This is a genomic window from Algoriphagus algorifonticola (assembly GCF_007655305.1).
Lineage (GTDB): Bacteria > Bacteroidota > Bacteroidia > Cytophagales > Cyclobacteriaceae > Algoriphagus > Algoriphagus algorifonticola.
This window is the reverse complement of sequence record NZ_VLOG01000026.1, coordinates 1-17,467: the sequence shown is the minus strand read 5'-3', so window position 1 is coordinate 17,467 and position 17,467 is coordinate 1. Positions and strand designations below refer to the sequence as shown.

Genomic DNA, 17,467 nt, shown 5'->3' with positions numbered 1-17,467 from the left:
AAAAAATTACAAGATGGATCAAATACTTTCTTTAACTCCGAGACAGATCGTCGCTGAGTTAGATAAATATATTATAGGACAAAAGGACGCAAAACGAAATGTAGCCATTGCGCTTCGAAATAGAATTCGAAGAATGATGGTCAAATCTGAAATTCAAAAAGATATTGTTCCAAACAATATTTTGATGATAGGTTCTACCGGTGTAGGTAAGACAGAAATTGCCAGAAGATTGGCAAAAGTCGCTCAAGCACCTTTTACCAAAGTGGAGGCTTCCAAATTTACCGAAGTAGGTTACGTCGGTCGAGACGTGGAAAGTATGGTTAGGGATTTGGTAGAGCAGGCGGTTCATTTGGTGAGAGAAGTGAAGAATGAGGCTGTAAAGGCTAAAGCTTCCGAATCAGTTGAAGAAATTATTTTGGATATTTTGATTCCTCCTGTCAAGGGTGCAGGGTTTAGAACAGCACCTGTTATAAATGATCAGGAAGAACCGGGTTCTGACGGTGAACTCAATGAAAGAACCAGAGAAAGATTTCGTGAAAAACTCAGAAACGGAGATCTGGATGATAGAAAAATAGAAATCAATGTGAAAGCCTCTTCTCCGGTAGGAGTGGGAATGATTGGAAATGGAATGATGGATGATGCCAGTATGGCGGGCCTTCAGGACATGATTTCCAACATGATGCCAAAGAAGACCAAAAAGCGAAAGCTTAGCATAGCAGAAGCCAGAAAGGTTTTGCTGGAAGAAGAAGTCTCCAAGTTGATAGATTTTGATGAAGTAAAGGAAGAAGCAATTAAATTGGCTGAAAACAATGGGATTATTTTCATTGATGAGATCGATAAAATTGCTTCCAAATCAGGCAAGAATGGTGGTGGGCCAGATGTAAGTAGAGAAGGTGTTCAAAGAGACTTATTGCCGATCGTAGAGGGAAGTTCGGTGAACACCAAATATGGCGTAATCAATACCGATCATATTCTATTCATTGCAGCGGGTGCTTTCCACGTGAGTAAGCCTTCAGATTTGATTCCTGAACTTCAAGGTAGGTTCCCGATTAGAGTGGAGTTGAACAGCCTAACCCAAGAAGACTTTTCAAGAATTCTTCGTGAACCCAAAAATGCTTTGACCAAACAGTATCAGGCATTATTTGAGGCAGAGCAGGTATTTCTTGAATTCAATGATGAAGCCATTGAAGAAATAGCTCGATTGGCATTTTTGATCAATCAAGAAGTAGAAAATATCGGAGCAAGAAGACTGCATACTGTGATGTCTCATTTACTGAATGACTTCTTGTTTGAGGTACCGGACACCATAGAAGCCAACTCAAAAATTATGGTCACCAAGGAAATGGTACAGGAAAGATTAAATACTTTGGTGAAAAACCGAGATCTCTCACAATATATTCTGTGATATAGGTTTCTTACCGTTAATTGTAGAAGGGTTTTCATTCAAAACCCTTCTTTTTTTTGATATAAGCTAGGTGTTTAAAATATTTTAAAACCATAAGTAACTGATATTTAATTGATTACATATTTTTGTTTAAATCATTTTAAAAATTGGGATGATCCTTGTTAGGTAAAAGTGAATCACTTGTTCACCCAATGAGTAAATCACTACTAATTTTAACAGGCCACAGTAAAGGCCTAGGCAGAGCTATACTAGATCATTTTCTGAATAAGGAGGGTTTTGATGTTCTGGCAATTTCAAGGACAAAACTTGAAATCGAGGCCTCCAATCTAACCCAAATTTCTTTGGACCTTTCTGAATTGGAAGTTTTGCAGAAAGAGTTAGACTCTGTCTTTCCCATTGATAACTACGAAGAGTTTATTCTGATCAATAATGCAGGCTGGATAGGCGAAGTCAAGCCTATAGGTAGTTTGCATCCTGCAGAATTACGCACGCAAGTGAATTTGAACCTATTAGCCCCCATGTTCTTGACCAACTCCTTTATCAAGACTTACAAATTCAACGAGGCTAGAAAACAAGTGATCAATATCAGTTCAGGAGCAGCTAAAAGAGCAGTTTCGGGTTGGGGAGGGTATTGCAGTACCAAAGCTGCTTTGGCTATGTTTACGATGGTCGCAGCCAAAGAGAACAAATCCGATAAATTCCACTTCTACAGTCTAGCTCCAGGAATTGTAGATACTGAGATGCAGGCAGAGATTAGAAATTCCAATGAATCTGATTTTCCGGATATAGAAAAATTCAAAGGATTTAAAGAAAATGGAGATTTAAGCTCTCCTGAAGATGTAGCGGCAAAAATTGATTTTCTTATTAGCAATCCATCTAAATTTGAGGATGTTATTCAAGATGTGAGAAACTTCTGAAATTTGAGATAAAAAAGGAATTAGGATCTTTTCTTGTTTTTTGGGTAGTCCCAAAAATCTTTTTTTACTGTTTTTGAATGCATTTCGGCCCAAGAATCTACCAATAAGTTAAAACAGAAAATCCCTGCTGTAGGAAGATTGTCTATATATTCTCCCAAATATTCTATAAGGTCATTCAACCCGGGGTTATGACCTACCAAGAAAAGGGTTTCTTTTGAATCCTTTTGCATGTGAATATATTTCATCATGACGGAAGGAGAGGCATGATATAGGTTGGGCTCAATTTCAATGATTTCTGGGGAGGCTTCCATTGCTTCCACAATCAGTTTTGCAGTAGCCACCGCCCTTTCAGCGGAGGAGCTTAGGATAAGATCTGGTTTAATTCCTCTCTTTAAGAGTCCCTTTCCCATGATGGGAGCAGCTTTAATTCCTCTTTCCGCCAAGGGTCTATCATGATCGTTTAACCAAGGATTATCCCAAGAAGATTTGGCATGTCGGATCAAAACAATTTTTTTCATATGCGTAAAATAAAAAATGATTATTTTGTTTTTTTTAGACGAATATTTACTTTTAAAGCAATTCAGTTACAATTTATAACAATTTATTATGTTTACCGGAACAGTAAAATTTTACAATGAAGCCAAGGGGTTTGGATTTATCGTGGATGATGAGTCCCAAAGCGATGTCTTCGTACACGCAACCGGATTGGTGGACAAAGTTGCCCAAAATGACAAAGTTACATACGACGTCAAGGATGGCAAAAAAGGACCAAACGCCATCAACGTCAAAAAAGCATAAATGCGTTTTTGAATAATGATGTAAAGGAGCCTCCGTTTTTCGGAGGCTTTTTTGTTTTATCTATATAATCTGTTTAAAATTTATTTTTTAGAGGTCAGATAGCTTGTCCCGAATTTGATTCGGGAGAATCTTGCATATTCTCCCCGATACATCGTGGCATCCCGGTGTATGTCGCTTGCGTTGTGCTCGATTTCATAAAGCTATTTATTATCTGCTAACGTGCTCTTTATCATGTCAATACGTCTGAATATTTGACTTTTACATGGAAAAATCTGTCAAAGAGGCAGGAAAAATCAAGTGGTACAAGTTTTTCTTATTAGTTGGTGTAAACAACTTAAACCAAAAACATCATGAAACTTACAAAATATAATCCGACCAGTACTGAATTTCCAACCACATTCAGTAGCATGTTAGACAGGTTCTTTAATGATAATTTTATCCCAATGAATAAGCAGTTTAATCCTGCTGTGGATATTTCAGAAGATGATAAAAGCTTTGAAATTGAATTCGCTGTGCCGGGAATGAAAAAATCTGATTTCAATATCGATCTTACCGAAGGAAGGTTAACTATATCAGGAGAGCGAAAAATTGAGGAGAAAAAAGAAGGGAAAAATTATCATAGCATAGAGACTCATTTTGGTTCCTTTAGCAGATCCTTTTACTTGCCTGAAAATGTATTAAGTGAAAAAATCGAAGCAACATACGTGGATGGAGTTTTGAAAATTTCCATTCCAAAAACTGAAAAAAAGAATTTGAAGTCTGTCATAGAAGTCAAATAATTTGAAGAGCGGAAAAACCCCGCTCTTTATTTTTGAGTTTATTTAAAAGGATGTGAAATGCGGTTAATTCTTGTTAATTTGAGGTTTTAGCCACATCAAAAGGCTTTATTATTGAGCCTTTCGTCTTTATAAATTTGTAACAGAAATAATTCTATAAACTATGAGCAAAAAACAATTCTTTCTTGGGATGCTTCTGGCCTCTCTGATTGGGGGTATTGTAGCTTTGGCTGGGGTGAGTTTTTTGATTCAACCTCAAGAAGCTACAAGCTTTGATGAAAAGCAGCAGACCAGTTTTGTTAATTTATTAAACGGTGAAAATTTCACCATTCCCGATGGGATCAATTTTGTGGCATCTGCCGGTATTGTGACCCCGGCAGTGGTCCACGTAAAAAGTACAATTTCTTACGGAGGTACAAGGTCCCAAAGAGATCCAATTCAAGAATTCTTTGGCATTCCTCCAAGGGGCAGACAGGGTGGTCCTGGAATGCAAGCTCCGGTGAGCTCAGGCTCTGGAGTGATTATTTCTGAAGACGGATACATTGTCACCAATAACCATGTGGTTGATGGAGCTACTCAAATTGATATTTCATTAGAAAATAATAAGCGTTTTGTAGCTAAGGTTATTGGTACAGACCCTACTACGGATTTGGCTTTATTGAAAATTGAAGCTAAGGGGCTGCCATATGTAAAGTTTGGAAATTCTGATCAAACCAAAATCGGAGAATGGGTACTAGCAGTAGGTAATCCTTTTGACTTAAATTCTACCGTTACAGCTGGAATTATTTCCGCCAAAGCTAGAAATATTGGCATTTTGAGAGATGTGGAAAACAACCTGCAGATTGAATCCTTCATCCAGACAGATGCCGTAGTTAATCCAGGTAACTCAGGAGGGGCTTTGGTTAATTTAGCAGGAGAGTTAATTGGTATTAACACAGCCATTGCATCCAATACAGGAACTTTTGCTGGGTATTCATTTGCAGTTCCTAGTTCTTTGGTGAAAAAGGTTATGGATGATTTAATGCGATACGGAACAGTTCAAAGAGGTCTTTTGGGAGTAAGTATCCAAGATGTTAGCCCAGAATTATCTGATCGTTTGAATATAGAATTCCCTGTGGAGCAAGGAGTATATATTGGAGGAGTCAATGAAGGTAGCGGAGGAAAAGAGGCCGGATTGAAGGCCGGTGATATCATTATTGGGATTGATGGAAGATCGGTAACCAATGTGGCAATGCTACAGGAAATGGTAGCTAGAAAACGCCCCGGAGACAAAGTGGAGGTGGAATATATCCGCGATGGCAAGACCTTTAAGACCAATGCGACTTTGAAAAACTTCGAAGGAGATACAAATATTGTTAAAAAGGTAATTCCTAAAACTTATGAGTTTGAAGGCTTGATCTTTGAAAACCTTTCCACTGAACAAAAGGAAAGATTAGGAATATCCGGTGGAGCTTTGATTAATACTGTGGGGGCTCCTAAATGGAGAAGCGCAGGGGCAAGACCAGGATTTATCGTAACATCAATTATTGCCGAAAATGGCCGGTATAAAGTAACTGATGCCGAGTCTATAATTTCTACACTCTCCAAATTATCAGGAGAGGAAATTGTTGTACTGGGTATGTTTAATGATGGTACAGAATACTACTTTGAGGTTGAACTCGAATAGGGATAAAGAAAACTAATCATAAAAAAAGCTCGCTGGGTAATTCCAGCGAGCTTTTTTGATTTATAAAATGCTTATGCTACTTGAAGTCTCTTGAACTTTGATTTGTCAAATTGAGATTTGGCATATTCTTCATCTATGACCAATTCTTTGATGTCCTCATTAGAAGGAAGTTCATACATAGCATCAGTGATGATTGCTTCACAAATAGAACGAAGCCCTCTTGCACCTAGATTATATTCCACAGCCTTTTCTACAATGAAGTCAAGGCCACTTTCTTCAAATACTAGCTTTACTCCTTCCATTTCCAAAAGCTTGTGATATTGTTTCACCAATGCATTTTTTGGTTCTGTCAGGATTCTTTTCAGTGCTTCTTTATGAAGTGGATCCAAGTGGGTCAATACAGGAAGTCTTCCTATCAATTCTGGAATTAAACCAAAAGCTTTGAGGTCTTGAGCAGTTACATATTGCAAAAGATTTTCTCTGTCCGCTATGGATGCTTCAGAAGCCTTACTAAAGCCTAATGGCTGAGTGTTAAGGCGCTTGGCAATATGTCTGGCAATTCCGTCGAATGCACCTCCGCAGATGAAGAGAATGTTCTCTGTATTCACAGCGATCATTTTTTGATCTGGATGCTTTCTTCCTCCTTGAGGTGGTACATTAACCACCGTTCCTTCCAGAAGTTTGAGCATAGCCTGCTGCACACCTTCTCCACTGACATCTCTAGTGATTGATGGGTTGTCTGATTTTCTGGCGATTTTGTCAATCTCATCGATATAGACAATCCCTCTTTCAGCAGCTTCTACATTATAATCTGCTGCCTGGAGCAATCTGGTCAAGATACTTTCTACATCTTCACCGACATATCCAGCTTCAGTCAAAACGGTAGCATCAGCAATACAAAATGGAACCTCAAGAATCCGAGCCAGAGTTTTTGCCAGATAGGTTTTTCCTGTTCCCGTATCTCCAACCATGATGATATTGGATTTTTCAATCTTGATATCATCCTTTTCTACTTTTTGCTGAAGTCGCTTGTAGTGGTTGTAGACAGCTACTGTTAAAACTTTTTTAGCATCCTCCTGACCGATTACATACTGGTCCAGATAGGAGGTAAGCTCCTTCGGTTTTTTGAGATTAAACTTTGGTTTGGAAGCAGTACTTTTCTTGGTTTTTTCTTCCTCACCAAGAATCATATGTGCTTGCTCGATGCAGAAATTACAGATATGGGCAGAAATACCCGATACCATCAAGTCAACATCTTTTTTGTTTCTACCGCAAAAGGAGCAGGTTACCTGAGCCATTTAATTATTTTTTTACAAGTACTTCATCGATCAAACCGTAGGCTTTAGCTTCAGGAGCTTTCAACCAATAGTCACGATCTGAATCTCTTTCAATTTCTTCGTAGGTTTTTCCTGTATGATTTGCCAGAATTTGGTACAGCTCCTGTCTCATGGAAAGAATTAATTTAAGAGATATTTCCATGTCTTTAGACTGTCCCTGCATTCCTCCAGAAGGCTGGTGAATCATCACTCGGGAATGCTTTAGTGCAGATCTTTTGTCCTTCGCACCACCGGCAAGCAAAACTGCGCCCATCGAAGCTGCGATTCCTGTACAGATAGTAGCTACATCTGGACCAATGTACTGCATCGTGTCGTAAATGCCTAATCCTGCTGTAACTGATCCTCCCGGGCTGTTGATGTAAAGGAGTACATCCTTTTTGGAATCCACTGATTCCAAAAACAGCAACTGCGCAACAATAATATTGGCAATGTGATCATCTACTCCTGTTCCCAAGAAAATGATTCTGTCCATAATCAATCTTGAAAAGACGTCAATTTCTCTAAAGTTTTGAGGTCTCTCCTCGATCACAGAGCGAGTCATATTCTCGATGTGTTGTGTATACTGATCAAATGCGGTGCCGCTTACACCTTGATTGTGAATCGCATACTTTCTGAATTCTTCTTTATTGATCATATCTATGTATGTTGTGGTTAACAAAAATAAAAAAAGCCCTTAAATAAGGACTTTTTTATAGAGCTAAAAGCATTTTACTTTTCTAAAAGTTCCTTGAACTGATCAATGCTTATTTCCTTTTCTTTCATGTCTATTTTTTCCTGTACAAATGATAAGACTTTATCATTCTGTACTGAGGTTAGCATGTTCATATAGTTTTGACCTTCTTCTCCTTTGAGATAATTGTCTACAAACATATCCATGCTGTCTTCCATTTGAGATCCAAGACCACTCGCTGCAAATTGCTCTCTGATCATCTCTTTGGTTTTAGCGATAACATCTTCGTGCTCCGCCTTAATTTCATTAGCTCTAGCCAACTCATTAGAAACCAAAGACCAAATCAGTTGTCTTGCATAGATTGGGAATTCTTTATCAACGTCTTCCTGAGTGACTTTCCCTTCGTTTGCTTTAAGCAACCACTCTTTCAAAAAGTCTTCCGGCAAATCAAGGTTGGCCTTTTCTACCAACACTTTCTTTAATTCTTCCTCAGTGAAAACTTTGGATTCTTTATCGTAATTAGACTGAAGAGTATCCTTTACCTTAGCTACGAATTCTTCTTCAGACTTAACCTGATCCGGACCAAAGATTTTATCAAAGAACTCCTGATCCATTTTCGCCTCTTCAGTTCTGTTGATGTTTTTTACAGTGAATGTAAAAGCTCCATTGGCAAATTGCATTTCATCTTCAGAAAAGTCAAAAGCCTCTTCCCACTCGCCTTTTTTCACGTCTTTAGCGTCAAACTCAACTACTGCATCTTTACCGAGACCGATGAATTTTTTAGCTAATTTTTTGCTCAACTTAGAAAGTGGCAAAGAAAGAGTTTTAGTGAAATCTCCTTCAGCAACTTTTAAATCTCCATAAATATTATCACCCTCTTCAGAAGTCTCCGGATTGGTGCTGTTTCCATACTGAGATGTTAGATTCTCAATGGTTTCATTGACCAATTTGTCATCTACCTTAATAGCGTATTTGGTTGCTTTGATTTTCTTATCAAGCGGCAATTCAAAATTCTCTATAAAGCCGATTTTGTATTCAAAGTCAAAATCCTTCTGATTTTTCCAATCGATTTTCTCCTCAACGTTTTCTACTGGAAGTGGATCACCCAAAACTCTGAAAGTTTGCTCTTTCAGATACTTATTCAAAGATTCACCCAAAATCTCGTTGATTTCTTCCACTAAAACGGAAGTTCCATACATGTTTTTAACCATGGAAATTGGAGCTTTCCCAGGTCTGAAGCCACGAATATTAGCTTTTCTAGCATAATCTTTCAATTTGGCATCTACCTTCGGTTGATAATCTGCTTCTGTTAGCTTAATTTTAATAGAAGCTTGATTTGCTGAGTGCTTGTCTAATGTGATTTCCAAAGCGCTTGTATGTTTATGATGAAGATTAACTAAAAACCCCCAATCTCTTTCCTGTTTGTGAAAAACAGTCGAGTGATTGAGGGTTCGGTATGTGTGCGGATGGAGGGACTCGAACCCCCATGCCTCGCGGCGCTAGATCCTAAGTCTAGTGCGTCTACCAATTTCGCCACATCCGCAGTTGAACCAATTCAAATCCGGATATTACATCCCGTTTTCAATTGTGGATGCAAATGTAGGTACTAAAAGATAATTTGCAAATGCTCACCCAAAAAAAAATCTAAAATCATTTCCAAAAATTAAGAGACAGCTTCCATTTTTGTAGTAAATTCCCTCAGTATGATTCAAGTAGACCTCGAAGAAGAAAGAAAAGAAATTTTAAAGCGATATAGAAGAATTCTTCGTCAAGCCAAACCCATCCTGAAGGAAGGGGATGCAAAGCTCATTAAAAGAGCTTTCAATGTATCTCTGGAGGCTCATAAGGATATGAGGAGGAAGTCGGGAGAACCCTATATCTATCATCCATTAGAAGTAGCATTGATCTGTGTGGAAGAAATCGGATTGGGCACCACTTCAATTGTATCTGCTTTATTACATGATGTAGTAGAAGATACTGATTGGGAGTTAGAAGATATAGACCGGGAGTTTGGACATAAAGTCATGACCATTATAGATGGCTTGACTAAAATTTCCGGGGTGTTTGAGTATGGGAGTTCTCAACAGGCTGAGAATTTCCGAAAAATGCTCCTGACCCTTTCAGATGATGTGAGGGTGATTTTGATCAAAATTGCAGATCGTCTCAACAATATGCGGACTTTGGCCAGCATGCCTAGGCATAAGCAATTGAAAATCGCTTCAGAAACAATGTATCTGTACGCTCCACTTGCACACCGATTGGGACTTTATGCGATTAAGTCGGAATTAGAGGATCTTTATCTGAAATACACCGATACGGATACCTATAAGGACATTGTTAATAAGATTAATGAATCGAAATCCTATAGAAATAGGTTCATCAGGTCTTTCATTCAGCCAATTGAGGAAGAGTTGAATCGCCAAGGCTTTTCTTTCACCATTAAGGGTAGACCGAAATCTGTTTTTTCAATCTATAATAAGATGAAAAAGCAGGGGATTCCTTTCGAAGAGGTATATGACTTGTTTGCGGTTCGTATTATTTTGGATAGTGAATTGGAAAGCGAAAAGGCAGATTGCTGGCAGGTCTATTCTATTGTCACTGATTTTTATAGACCCAACCCAGACAGACTGCGTGATTGGATTAGTACTCCGAGGTCTAATGGCTATGAGTCTCTTCACACTACTGTAATGAGTAATACTGGGCAGTGGGTGGAAGTACAAATCAGGACTTCCAGAATGGATGAGATTGCGGAAAGAGGTTATGCTGCACATTGGAAATACAAGGAGAAAGACAGTAGTGGTAAGGGAAGTTCTGGATTGGATGACTGGATCACTCAGGTAAGGAGTATGCTCGAATCCAATGATGGAAACGCTATAGAATTCATGGATGATTTCCGTGGAAATTTATTTCATGAGGAGGTTTTTGTCTTTACTCCTAAAGGCGATTTGAAGGTTTTGCCATTTGGAGCGACTGCTTTGGATTTTGCATTTGAAATTCACACGGAAGTAGGGGCCAGATGTATAGGAGCCAAAGTGAATCAGAAGTTGGTGCCTATCAACCACAAGCTTAAAAATGGAGATCAGGTAGAGATTCTTACCTCCAATAAGCAAAAGCCGACAGAGGATTGGTTGAATAATGTGATGACCTCTCGCGCTAAGGCTAAAATCAAGGATGCCCTGAGAGAGGAGAAGAAATCTGCCATTTTGGATGGAAAAGAGATCATTCAAAGAAAGCTTAAGCAGATGAAGATGGATTTCAATTCAGAAACTGTAGAAAAGTTACGGGCCTTCTTTGAATTGAAAACAGCGAATGAATTTTACTACAGAGTTGGAAAAGGAATTATTGATCCTACCACTATCAAGTCTTTCAAAGATTTCAAAGAAACCCAAAAGCTGAAGCACAAGGCTATTCAGGAAAAGGTGAAAGATGAAAGTACATTCACCAAAGAAATCAAAAGCTTGAAAGGACCTGATCACGATCAGCTACTTATAGGGGAGGACATGGATGTAGTAGATTATATCCTTGCAAAATGCTGTAACCCTATCCCGGGAGATGATGTTTTTGGATTTGTGACTGTCAATGAAGGAATTAAAATCCATAGGACTTCCTGTCCCAATGCCTTGGAACTACTTTCTAATCATGGAAATCGAGTAATCAAAGCCAGATGGACCAGTCAAAAGGAAATTGCGTTTTTAGCAGGTTTACACATTGTAGGTACAGACCGTGTGGGCTTGATTAATGATGTTACTAAGGTGATATCCAATGAATTGAAAGTAAACATGCGTTCAATCACAGTGGATTCAGATGCGGGGATTTTCGAAGGAACAATCAAGCTCTATGTCCACAGCACAGAGCATTTGGATAAATTGATGAAAAATTTGAGTCAGGTAGAGGGAATCATCAAGGTTTCACGCTTTGATTGAACAAATGAATCTTTTCTCCCTATCAAAAGTTATATTTGGAAAAAAAGAAGCCAATGTCTTTGAATACAACTCATTTCGAAGAAGTAAAGAAAATATTTACAGCCTATCTCGAAAATCAAAAGCTTAGGAAGACTCCTGAGCGATATGCGATTCTAGAAGAAATTTATAGCCGAAGCGGGCATTTTGATGTGGAGTCTCTATACATCAGTATGAAAAATAAGAATTACCGCGTCAGCCGAGCTACTGTTTATAACACCTTGGATCTTTTGGTAGAATGCGATTTAGTGACCAAACATCAATTTGGGAAAAATCTCGCTCAATTTGAAAAGTCCTATGGGTACAAGCAGCATGATCATTTGATCTGTGTAGACTGTAATCAGGTGATGGAATTTTGTGATCCCCGTATCCAAAATATTCAAAATACCGTAGGGGATATTTTGGATTTCAAAGTGATGCATCACTCATTGATTTTGTATGGTAATTGTACCAAGGAAAAATGTGAAAATAGACCCACTAATTAAAAAATGAAATTAACATACAGAAGCGCTCAGGACGAAAAAGCGCATTATTTATATATCCAAGGGGATTTGATCGGTGATGAAGTTGGGCCCAAACTAGTGGAGGTGGTTTCCGATGCGATTGAAGAGGATACAAAAAATTTTGTTATTGATCTGAGCGAAGTGAGATATATCAGTTCTTCAGGGATTGGCCTTCTTATCACCATGTTGACCAAAATGCGAAATGTAGGAGGGGAAGTTTATCTTACCTCACCCTCGGATCATGTTAAAAAGTTGCTGATCATTACGAAATTGAATAACATATTCACTGTTTTTGATTCCGTAGAGGAGTTTCAAAAGAAAAATTAATAGAAATTGAATGCGATACAAAGTCAACCTGTTCACGGGCGGGTTGACTTTTTCTTTTTGGTTCAGGTAATTATTTATCCTAATTCACTTGGTTTTCTTTACTCGAATCGCAAATTTCGCCCTTCAAAAAGACTTTGATTAACCGTTTAGACCGCACATCAAATGAAGATGGATGTACTTCTGGGTCTCCAGTGGGGAGATGAAGGAAAAGGAAAAATTGTAGATGTTTTAGCTCCTGAATATGAAATCGTAGCCCGCTTTCAGGGAGGCCCCAATGCAGGACATACATTGGAGTTTGATGGCATCAAGCATGTTTTACACCAAATTCCTTCAGGAATTTTTAGATCTCAGATTCTTAACATTATTGGAAATGGTGTGGTGCTGGATCCGGTGGTGTTGAAAAAAGAGATAGAAGGATTGGGTAAGTTTTCCATTGATTACATGAAAAACTTGGTGATTTCAAAGAAAGCCACCATCATTGTTCCAACCCATAAATTATTGGATGCTGCCTACGAGCAATCGAAGGGAGATAAGAAAATTGGATCAACACTCAAGGGAATTGGTCCAACTTACCAAGATAAAATTGGAAGAACTGCTCTTCGAGTAGGAGATATTTTAAGCCCTGAGTTTAAGGAGAAATATAATACGCTCTTAGAAAAGCATAAGACTACCTTGTCTTTTTATGACTTTCCTCTGGATCAATTGGCTGAAATGGAAAAGCAATTCTTTGACGCGATTGAATTTTTCAAGACACTCAATCTAATCGATAGTGAGTATGTGGTCAATGAAGCTTTATCAGCTAATAAAAGAATCCTTGCCGAGGGGGCTCAAGGCTCATTACTGGATGTAGATTTTGGCTCCTATCCATTTGTAACTAGCTCAAGTACCATGACCGCAGGAGCGTGTACAGGTTTGGGGGTTGCTCCATCCAAAATCGGAGATGTTTTTGGAATTTTCAAAGCTTATTGTACCCGTGTAGGGAGTGGTCCATTCCCAACTGAGTTGTTTGATCAGACTGGGGAGGACATGAGAAAAGAAGGTAATGAATTTGGAAGTACGACCGGTCGTCCGAGAAGATGTGGATGGTTGGATTTGCCGGCTTTGAGATATAGTATCATGATCAATGGAGTCACTCAGTTGTTTATGATGAAAGCAGACGTGTTGAATATTTTCGAAGAGATCAAAGTTTGTACCCAGTATGAACTTCCAAATGGAGAAAAGATCGATCGTTTGAGCTTTGAAATCACCGATACTGAAGTCAAGCCAGTTTACAAGACAATGAAAGGCTGGAATTGCTCTTTGGAAAACGTTAGGTCTTATGAGGATTTCCCTCAAGAATTGAAAGACTATGTATCTTATCTGGAAAAAGAGCTCCATGTCCCAATTAAATTGGTTTCGGTGGGGCCTGATAGAGTCCAAACCATTATGAGATAAAAATTTAGCCTCGGATTTTAACCATTCGAGGCTTTTTTCTTTTTGTGCTGAGATCATTTCGTATTTTTAGCAAAATGTGTGGGAGAATGAATTTTAAATTTTTTGCAATCGGTCTGTTAATCTTTTTGAATTTCTTGGTAGGAGTTAAAGCTCAGACAGGATTTCCATATTGTGAAAGTTTTCAAACGCCAGGCACTCAATCTAAGACCATTTTTGGGGGAAATGCCTCTTTGACAGGCGGGGTCTTGCGACTAACTAGTAATTTGAATGATCAGGTAGGTTATGTTTACATTGATGTACCATTTCCATCCATTTACGGGATTAAGGCAGAATTTGAGTACTTCAGTTATGGAGGAACAGGCCAGTTTCTGGCTGATGGTTTGACCATTTTTTTATTTGATGGAGATACACAGAATTTTTCACCAGGCGGATTTGGAGGCTCTTTAGGTTATGCTCCTAGAAATAATGAGTCTGGATTGAGTAATGCCTACATAGGAATTGGCTTTGATGAGTTTGGGAATTTCGGCAACAGTGGCGAGGGAAGGATTGGTAGGTTTTCTAATATTCAGCCTGAAGAAAGAGTACCAGATGCTATTGTAGTAAGGGGACCAGGAAATGGATTTCAGGGTTATCAGTTTATAGTAGGAAGAAAAACCAATACAACAGGAAATAATAACGATGGGCTCAATCCAGGAGCACAATTCCCAATTAGCTCTGGTGGATCAGGGACTACTAGAGTGACAGATCCTAATCAGCCTGGCTATAGAAAGGTGTTTTTAGAATTAGAACCCAATCCTAATGGAGTAGGTTTTTTTCTCACCTTGAGAATGATGGTTACTACTCAGTCCAATCAACCGAGAATGGTGACCATATTCGATAGGCCTTATGATTTTCCTGCACCGAAAAATCTTAAAATCGGATTTGCAGCTTCTACCGGAGGCTTTACCAATTTTCATGAAATCAGAAATCTTCAAGTTGAAGTGTCTAATGACGACGCTTTGGAAAATCCCATCGGAATAGATTTCGAAGATGTTGCTACTTGTGAGGGACAGGAAAATCAGTTTTTTATTTTGGATCAGGATGTGGTTTTACCCAATGTTGACTCAGAGATTCGCTGTTTGCAATTTTACAGGACAAGGGAGGAAATTCAGGCACAGGCAGACGATATCTGTACTCAGGCAAGATGTTTGGAACAAAACAGATATTTGGTTCTGCCGGAAGGAATTCTGGAAGCAGGAGAAAAAGGAGCCTACACATTTTTTCCAAATGAAGGCTTTGCCGGTCAAGAGGTGACCGTTTTTTACACTATTGGAGATAATTATGGAAAAGCTTCTGAAGGGAATAAAATTACCTTAAGGATACAAGAGTCTCCAGAGCCAGTAAGTTTGGAGGTCATCGGTAAAGAAGTTGTTGAAGGAAGTATCAATAGCTGTCCTGGAGAATCATTGACTTTTATTGCGAGTGGGAATGAAGAATATACTAGATACGAATGGTATCTAGATGGGGAATTGATAGTAAATGAAACCTCTGACCAGCTCATTATAAGTGAAGAGGGCATGGTAGAGGTTTGGGCTTACAATAGAAATAATTGTCCTGCTAAATCGGATCCGATTGAGGTGGTATATCCCGAGTATCCAGAATTAATTTTTGATGAATTAGTTGTTGGATGCATTCCTGGTGAGCCAGTAAATATTTTTGAAGGTATATCCTCTTATGATCCAGAGTCTTTTGATTATTTATTGACGGGGAATGGTTTGGAATTGGAAAACGAAGAGATTTCAACTTTAAATCAAAGTGGCACTTACGAAGTCTTTGTGAAGCCTAAAGAATTTGATTGTTATTCCGGCTCCAATCAAGTGGAGGTATTCATCCAGGAGGAAGAACTATTGATTGGTTATGACTTTGTTGTTCAAGGTACAGATATTCGAGGGGATGCAGAAGGTGGTATTTTTCCTGATGATCCTATCCAGTTTACAGATATGTCAGACACAAGAACTATCCGCTGGTCTTGGGATTTTGGAGATGGGGAAACCTCTCAAAATAGAGATCCTGTGCATGTTTTCGGAAAAAAGGGAGAGTTTGAAGTTACTTTAACCTTGACTGACAGGTTTGGCTGTCAAAAAAGCTTGACTAAGACTATTTCTATTACCAAAAGTTTCCGGGTAATGTTTCCGACCGGATTCACTCCGGGCTTAGAGGAAAATAAAACTTACACTCCCAAATACAAGGGGCTGTTCAGTGCAGAACTTTTGATTTTTAATTTGTGGGGTGATTTGATTTTCCAGAGCAATGAATTGAATGGTGCAGGATGGGACGGAACCATCGAGGGGAAATTAGTGGATGCTGGTACATATATCTATCGATTCAATGGTGTTTCTACAGAAGGAGAGCAAGTAAAAGAGAGTGGAAAATTTAAGCTGATCAGATGAGTAAATTTTCGATTTTCGCGGTTTTGTTTTTTCTGATTTGTTTCTTTTCGAAAGGACAGGATGTTCAATACTCGCAATTTTATGCCAACCCGTTTTATTTAAATCCAGCATTTGCCGGCAGTACTGACGAAAGCAGGGTAGGTTTTAATTTTAGAAATCAATGGCCAGCATTAGATCAGAGTTTTTTAGCATCTACAGCCTATGGAGATCATTACTTTGAAAATTTGAATAGTGGGGTAGGTGTTATAATAACAGGGGCAAAAGAGTCCTTTACTCAAAGTCAATGGTATGAAGTGGGTTTGCTATATAGTTACCGCTTGAAATTATCAGAGAATACATTCTTTCAGATTGGCTTTCAAGGTAGCTTCACTGGAAGAGATGTGTATTTTGATAGAGTCATTTTGGGCACGCAGCTCGATATCAACAGAGGAGTGATTATTGGACAGCCGGGAGATGGATTTGAGGGGGAAAGCAAGCTTCGTTCATTTGATGCCCATACTGGCTTTTTATTTTATGGGAAAAAGTTTTGGATGGGAGGTTCAGCCTTTCATTTATTGGAACCCTCGATTAGTTTTCTTTCAGAAAGTGAAAACACTTTACCTATGAGGTTTGGGGTACATGGAGGATATAGGTTTGAATTGGCTCCTGGCTATATCAATGAGTATCTGAATAATTATGATCAGGAACGATCTATGGCCATTGCTTTTAATTATAGACAGCAGGGATTGTATAATCAACTGGATATTGGTGCTGAATTTTTCTTTGAGCCATTAATCCTTGGTTTGTGGTACCGAGGTCTTCCAACTAAGTACCAGTTGCCAAATAGTGAGTCTTTAATTGCCTTGGTTGGGATATCCTTGGATTCAGGGATTGAGTTGGGTTACTCTTTTGACTTTTCAGTTTCAAAACTAGGACAATCTGTTTCCGGGGGAGCTCATGAACTTTCATTTAGATATGTATTCACTTCTAATAAAAGGAGGAAAAATAGCTATCCGGCCTTGCCAAGTTTCAGGTTTTGAGTTTTTTGGCTGAGATTCAGAATATTATACTGATAATTAATACAATTATCTTTTTAATCATTTAATTCTTCGTGGAAATTGGCTTTTTAATTCAAGAAATTTTGAAAATTTTTCTGATTCATAATCAAGAGATTAGATCTGATCTAGCAGTTTTTCTATAGAATCTATTGTATCCTGAAATAATCCCCCGATATTTGCACTCCCAATCGACGCAAACGGCGCGGGGA

15 protein-coding genes and 1 tRNA gene are annotated in these 17,467 nt (G+C 38.6%); 11 read left to right on the top strand and 5 right to left on the bottom strand.

Translation table 11 applies throughout. The features are described 5' to 3' along the window. The first annotated feature begins 13 nt into the window (after window positions 1-13). Complete coding sequence (gene hslU, locus FL972_RS05645; protein ID WP_144604103.1) at window positions 14-1,405, top strand: ATP-dependent protease ATPase subunit HslU; 1,392 nt, start codon at window positions 14-16, stop codon at window positions 1,403-1,405. A gap of 191 nt (window positions 1,406-1,596) precedes the next feature. After that, window positions 1,597-2,322, top strand: a complete 726-nt coding sequence (locus FL972_RS05640) for an SDR family NAD(P)-dependent oxidoreductase (RefSeq protein WP_144604102.1) — start codon at window positions 1,597-1,599, stop codon at window positions 2,320-2,322. Between the two features lie 20 nt (window positions 2,323-2,342). On the opposite strand, the gene FL972_RS05635 is transcribed toward FL972_RS05640, so the two are convergent. Next, window positions 2,343-2,840 (bottom strand): SixA phosphatase family protein, encoded by a 498-nt coding sequence (locus FL972_RS05635; protein ID WP_144604101.1) that lies wholly within the window; start codon window positions 2,838-2,840, stop codon window positions 2,343-2,345. An 88-nt stretch (window positions 2,841-2,928) separates the two neighbouring features. On the opposite strand from FL972_RS05635, the gene FL972_RS05630 reads away from it, so the two are divergent. From FL972_RS05630 to FL972_RS05620, 3 genes are all read left to right on the top strand, one after another. Further along, a complete protein-coding gene (locus tag FL972_RS05630; RefSeq protein WP_024281570.1) occupies window positions 2,929-3,120 on the top strand; it encodes a cold-shock protein in 192 nt (63 codons plus the stop codon). A 350-nt stretch (window positions 3,121-3,470) separates the two neighbouring features. Next, window positions 3,471-3,899 carry an Hsp20/alpha crystallin family protein gene (locus FL972_RS05625; protein ID WP_144604100.1) on the top strand — a complete coding sequence of 143 codons (429 nt, stop codon included), beginning with the start codon at window positions 3,471-3,473 and terminating at the stop codon, window positions 3,897-3,899. A gap of 160 nt (window positions 3,900-4,059) precedes the next feature. After that, window positions 4,060-5,562: a S1C family serine protease gene (locus FL972_RS05620; RefSeq protein WP_144604099.1), complete on the top strand. Its 1,503-nt coding sequence runs from the start codon at window positions 4,060-4,062 to the stop codon at window positions 5,560-5,562. Window positions 5,563-5,633: 71 nt separating this feature from the next. On the opposite strand, the gene clpX is transcribed toward FL972_RS05620, so the two are convergent. The 4 genes from clpX to FL972_RS05600 form a co-directional block, all read right to left on the bottom strand. Next, window positions 5,634-6,860 (bottom strand): ATP-dependent Clp protease ATP-binding subunit ClpX, encoded by a 1,227-nt coding sequence (gene clpX / locus FL972_RS05615; RefSeq protein WP_144604098.1) that lies wholly within the window; start codon window positions 6,858-6,860, stop codon window positions 5,634-5,636. Window positions 6,861-6,864: 4 nt separating this feature from the next. Then, window positions 6,865-7,533 (bottom strand): ClpP family protease, encoded by a 669-nt coding sequence (locus tag FL972_RS05610; protein WP_091655105.1) that lies wholly within the window; start codon window positions 7,531-7,533, stop codon window positions 6,865-6,867. A 74-nt stretch (window positions 7,534-7,607) separates the two neighbouring features. Further along, complete coding sequence (tig, locus tag FL972_RS05605) at window positions 7,608-8,936, bottom strand: trigger factor (protein ID WP_144604097.1); 1,329 nt, start codon at window positions 8,934-8,936, stop codon at window positions 7,608-7,610. A gap of 94 nt (window positions 8,937-9,030) precedes the next feature. After that, window positions 9,031-9,112: transfer RNA gene (locus FL972_RS05600), tRNA-Leu, on the bottom strand. A gap of 160 nt (window positions 9,113-9,272) precedes the next feature. On the opposite strand from FL972_RS05600, the gene FL972_RS05595 reads away from it, so the two are divergent. The 6 genes from FL972_RS05595 to FL972_RS05570 all read left to right on the top strand — a co-directional run bounded on the left by FL972_RS05595 (window position 9,273) and on the right by FL972_RS05570 (window position 17,240). Next, entirely contained in the window at window positions 9,273-11,492 is a 2,220-nt protein-coding gene (locus FL972_RS05595) for a RelA/SpoT family protein (protein WP_144604096.1), read from the top strand. Window positions 11,493-11,545: 53 nt separating this feature from the next. Beyond that, entirely contained in the window at window positions 11,546-12,013 is a 468-nt protein-coding gene (locus FL972_RS05590; protein ID WP_144604095.1) for a Fur family transcriptional regulator, read from the top strand. A gap of 3 nt (window positions 12,014-12,016) precedes the next feature. Further along, on the top strand, window positions 12,017-12,358 hold the full coding sequence (locus FL972_RS05585) for an STAS domain-containing protein (RefSeq protein ID WP_144604094.1): 342 nt from the start codon (window positions 12,017-12,019) through the stop codon (window positions 12,356-12,358). Window positions 12,359-12,520: 162 nt separating this feature from the next. Continuing rightward, window positions 12,521-13,792 (top strand): adenylosuccinate synthase, encoded by a 1,272-nt coding sequence (locus FL972_RS05580; protein WP_144604093.1) that lies wholly within the window; start codon window positions 12,521-12,523, stop codon window positions 13,790-13,792. 86 nt (window positions 13,793-13,878) lie between these two features. After that, complete coding sequence (locus FL972_RS05575; protein WP_144604092.1) at window positions 13,879-16,221, top strand: PKD domain-containing protein; 2,343 nt, start codon at window positions 13,879-13,881, stop codon at window positions 16,219-16,221. Further along, complete coding sequence (locus FL972_RS05570) at window positions 16,218-17,240, top strand: PorP/SprF family type IX secretion system membrane protein (protein ID WP_144604091.1); 1,023 nt, start codon at window positions 16,218-16,220, stop codon at window positions 17,238-17,240. The genes FL972_RS05575 and FL972_RS05570 overlap by 4 nt, the downstream gene beginning before the upstream one ends. The last annotated feature ends 227 nt before the right edge of the window (window positions 17,241-17,467 follow it).